We start from the raw sequence: 2,898 nt of genomic DNA on the forward strand, positions 1-2,898 counted from the left end.
CTGCGCGCCGCCCAGCTCGGCGTGCGTGATGCGCTCGCCGGTGACCGCCTCGACCACGTCCGGGCCGGTCAGGTAGAGCTGGGCGGTGTCGCGCACCATGAACGTGAAGTCGGCCAGCGCCGTCGAGTACGCCGCCCCGCCCGCGCACGGGCCGAGCACGACGGCGATCTGCGGGATCACCCCCGACGCCTGCACGTTGCGCTGGAAGATGCCGCCGTAGCCGTTGAGCGACAGCACGCCCTCCTGGATCCGGGCCCCGCCGCTGTCGTTGAGCCCGATGAACGGCGACCCGCTGGACAGCGCCAGGTCCATCACCTTGTGGATCTTCTGGGCGTGCGCCTCGCCGAGCGAGCCGCCGAAGACGGTGAAGTCCTGCGCGTAGACGAAGACGCGGCGGCCGTCGATGGTTCCCGATCCGGCCACGACCCCGTCGGTGTGCGGCCGCTGGGCCTCCATGCCGAGCCCCTGGGCCCGGTGCCGCCGGAACATCTCGATCTCCAGGAACGAGCCCTCGTCCAGCAGCAGGTCGAGCCGTTCGCGCGCGGTGCGCTTGCCCAGCGCGTGCTGCCGCTCCACGGCCTGCGGGCGGCCGCGCGCGATGTCCTCGCGCGCGCCGGCGAGCTCCTCGCGCAGGCGGTCCATGGCCGACGGCGGGGCTTCCTGGAGGACCTCGGGGGAGATGGTCATCGTTTCCTCCTCGGACTCTTCCGGTACGTCCAGTTAAGGAGCGATGGCCGTTTCCTGTCACCTCCTGCAGTGCTTGACCGCGCCGGACGTGGCAGGAAGCGGAAACGCCCTGCAGCTTGCTGCCTCGCCGAAGCCTGGTTCGCGCCCCCGCCGCGGCGCAAAGTTGGAAGTGCAAGGGAACAGCGACACGAACCGCCGAGAAAGAGGCAGTGAAATGACGAACAGCATTGTTGCCAAGAGGATTTCCCAGTGGATTATCGCGATTGTCTCCGGAATGCTCCTCTGGGCCGTCGGCGCCACCGCCGCGCAGGCCGCCGCCGCTGCCGCCGACACGGTGGTGCCGCAGGCGGACGGCAACACCTGGCCCGCGCCGGCCGGCACTGACGGCAACACCTGGCCGCTGCCCACCCCGCTGCCCTCCCCGCAGGGCAACACCTGGCCGTAAAAAGCCCCGACACCGGAAAGGAATTGACCGTGAATTTCCCCGAGGAGGTCTGCCCATAGACAAAGGCCGAACACGAGAGAACCCCCGCGACCGGGTCGCGGGGGTTCGTCATGCCGTCCGGCGAGAAACGACGGAAGAAACGCGTCAGATCCAGTTCTCCTCCTTGGCGCGCAGCGCGGCCTGGAAACGGTTGACCGCGCCGAGCCTGGCCATCAGGTCGGCGACGTAACGGCGGTAGGTGCGCACCGAGATGTCCAGCTCCCTGGCGGCGATCTCGTCCTTGTCGGCCGTGGCCATGACCGCCAGCACCCGCTGCTCCATCTTCGACAGCGTCGGCTCCTCGCCGGGCGGGTCGAGGTGGTCGGCCAGCGGCACGGCCGCCTTCCACAGGCCCTCGAAGTAGATGACGAGCTGCGAGATCAGGCCCGGCTCGCGGACCAGCAGCGCGCCCGTGGAGTGCGCCTTGGGATCGATCGGGACGACGGCCACGCTGCGGTCGTACATGAGCATGCGGTCCATCGGCTGGTCGGTGACGCGGATCTCGGCGCCCAGGTGCGCCAGCTCGCGCAGGTACGACACCATGCGCTGGTCCTCCAGCGCCTTGGGGTGGAAGATCTCGCGCAGGGCCAGGCCGCGCCGCAGCGAGCGCGTGTCGAGCGGCAGCGCCGACTCGATCATCACCTCGTTGAACGGCCCGCCCGGGTGCAGGCAGAGCGTCTCTTTGTAGGAGAAGAAGGCCAGGTCGTCCAGGCGCTGGCGGACCCGCGCGCCGCTCTCCACCCGCTCGATGTCCAGCACCGCGTTGGAGCGGTCGCCCTCCCGCTTGTCCTCCAGGAAGCTGGAGATGGCGTCGCGGGCGCCGAACACCCGGCGGATCTCCGCGTTCAGCTCCTCCAGGCGCTGCTCGACCAGACGCTCGATGGCGATCCGCGGCTCGGTCGCGGTGACCCGGTGGCGGTCGTTCAGGTCGAGCATGGCGAGCCGGTCGAGCGTCTCCACCGCCGACTCCACCGTCTCGGGATCGAGGTCCAGGGCCTCGGGCACCGAGCCGACGCTCTCGCCCCGATGGCGCAGGAAATAGCGGTAGACCGCCTCCGCTTCGGGGGTGACTCCAATGACGGACAGATCCACGCCCCACCTCCCGGGGGTTCGGCGGCCGGAGCTTGCACTTCCATTATCGGAATCCGGACGGCCGGCGCTCCTCGCAGGTTGCGGTGTCCGCGGAGGTCAGGGCACAGGACAGGGCAGCACGGTGGCCCCGGACGCGGCCCGGTAGCACGCGGCCCCCGGGCACAACACCTTGACGACCTCGCCGCCGGCCCGCACGGCGACCGGCTCGTGCCCGAACCGGCGCGCGGCGATCTCCGGCCAGCCGGACGGACGCAGCCCGCTCACCTCGTCCACCAGCCGCGGATCGGCGTCGACGGCCAGGCGCTCCAGATGGGCGGCGTAGTCGCCCTCCCGCTGCCACACCGCGAACCGGCGCAGGCAGTCGGGCAGCTCCAGCGTGCTCCACGGCTGCGCCCTGGCCGCCATCGCGCGCAGGAACGCCTCGCACACGGCCGACTTCACGGTACGGCCGGCCGCCGCGGCCAGCGTCGCGCCCTCGCCGCCGACGGTCACCAGGGCGACCCGGAGATCGGGCACCGACAACACGAACGCCGACATCCGCAGCCCCAGCCCCGAGGCCGCGGCCGTCACGCCGGGCGGCAGCAGACGGTCCAGCGAGCCGGAGACCCGCAGCAGCGGCTCGCGCGGCTCGGCCC

4 protein-coding genes are annotated in these 2,898 nt (G+C 71.3%); 1 reads left to right on the forward strand and 3 read right to left on the reverse strand.

All coding sequences use genetic code 11. The features are described 5' to 3' along the window. Window positions 1–687: carboxyl transferase domain-containing protein (locus ACWCSD_RS48330; RefSeq protein ID WP_449925849.1), on the reverse strand; the 687-nt coding region annotated here is incomplete at its 3' end. Window positions 688–961: 274 nt separating this feature from the next. On the opposite strand from ACWCSD_RS48330, the gene ACWCSD_RS48335 reads away from it, so the two are divergent. Beyond that, a complete protein-coding gene (locus ACWCSD_RS48335) occupies window positions 962–1,132 on the forward strand; it encodes a hypothetical protein (protein WP_397158228.1) in 171 nt (56 codons plus the stop codon). A 144-nt stretch (window positions 1,133–1,276) separates the two neighbouring features. Here the strand turns inward: ACWCSD_RS48335 and ACWCSD_RS48340 are convergent, their stop codons facing one another. Both ACWCSD_RS48340 and ACWCSD_RS48345 read right to left on the reverse strand, forming a co-directional pair. Next, window positions 1,277–2,263: a helix-turn-helix transcriptional regulator gene (locus ACWCSD_RS48340; RefSeq protein ID WP_357982062.1), complete on the reverse strand. Its 987-nt coding sequence runs from the start codon at window positions 2,261–2,263 to the stop codon at window positions 1,277–1,279. A gap of 96 nt (window positions 2,264–2,359) precedes the next feature. After that, window positions 2,360–2,898, reverse strand: a 539-nt coding sequence (locus ACWCSD_RS48345) for a hypothetical protein (RefSeq protein ID WP_449925852.1), incomplete at its 5' end; no start/stop codon positions are given.

It is taken from the genome of Nonomuraea sp. NPDC001684 (genome assembly GCF_053596515.1).

Coding starts and splice junctions, on each gene's coding strand:
- ACWCSD_RS48335 (WP_397158228.1), top strand. CDS start 962: ATGCTCCTCTGGGCCGTCGGCGCCACCGCCGCGCAGGCCGCCGCCGCT.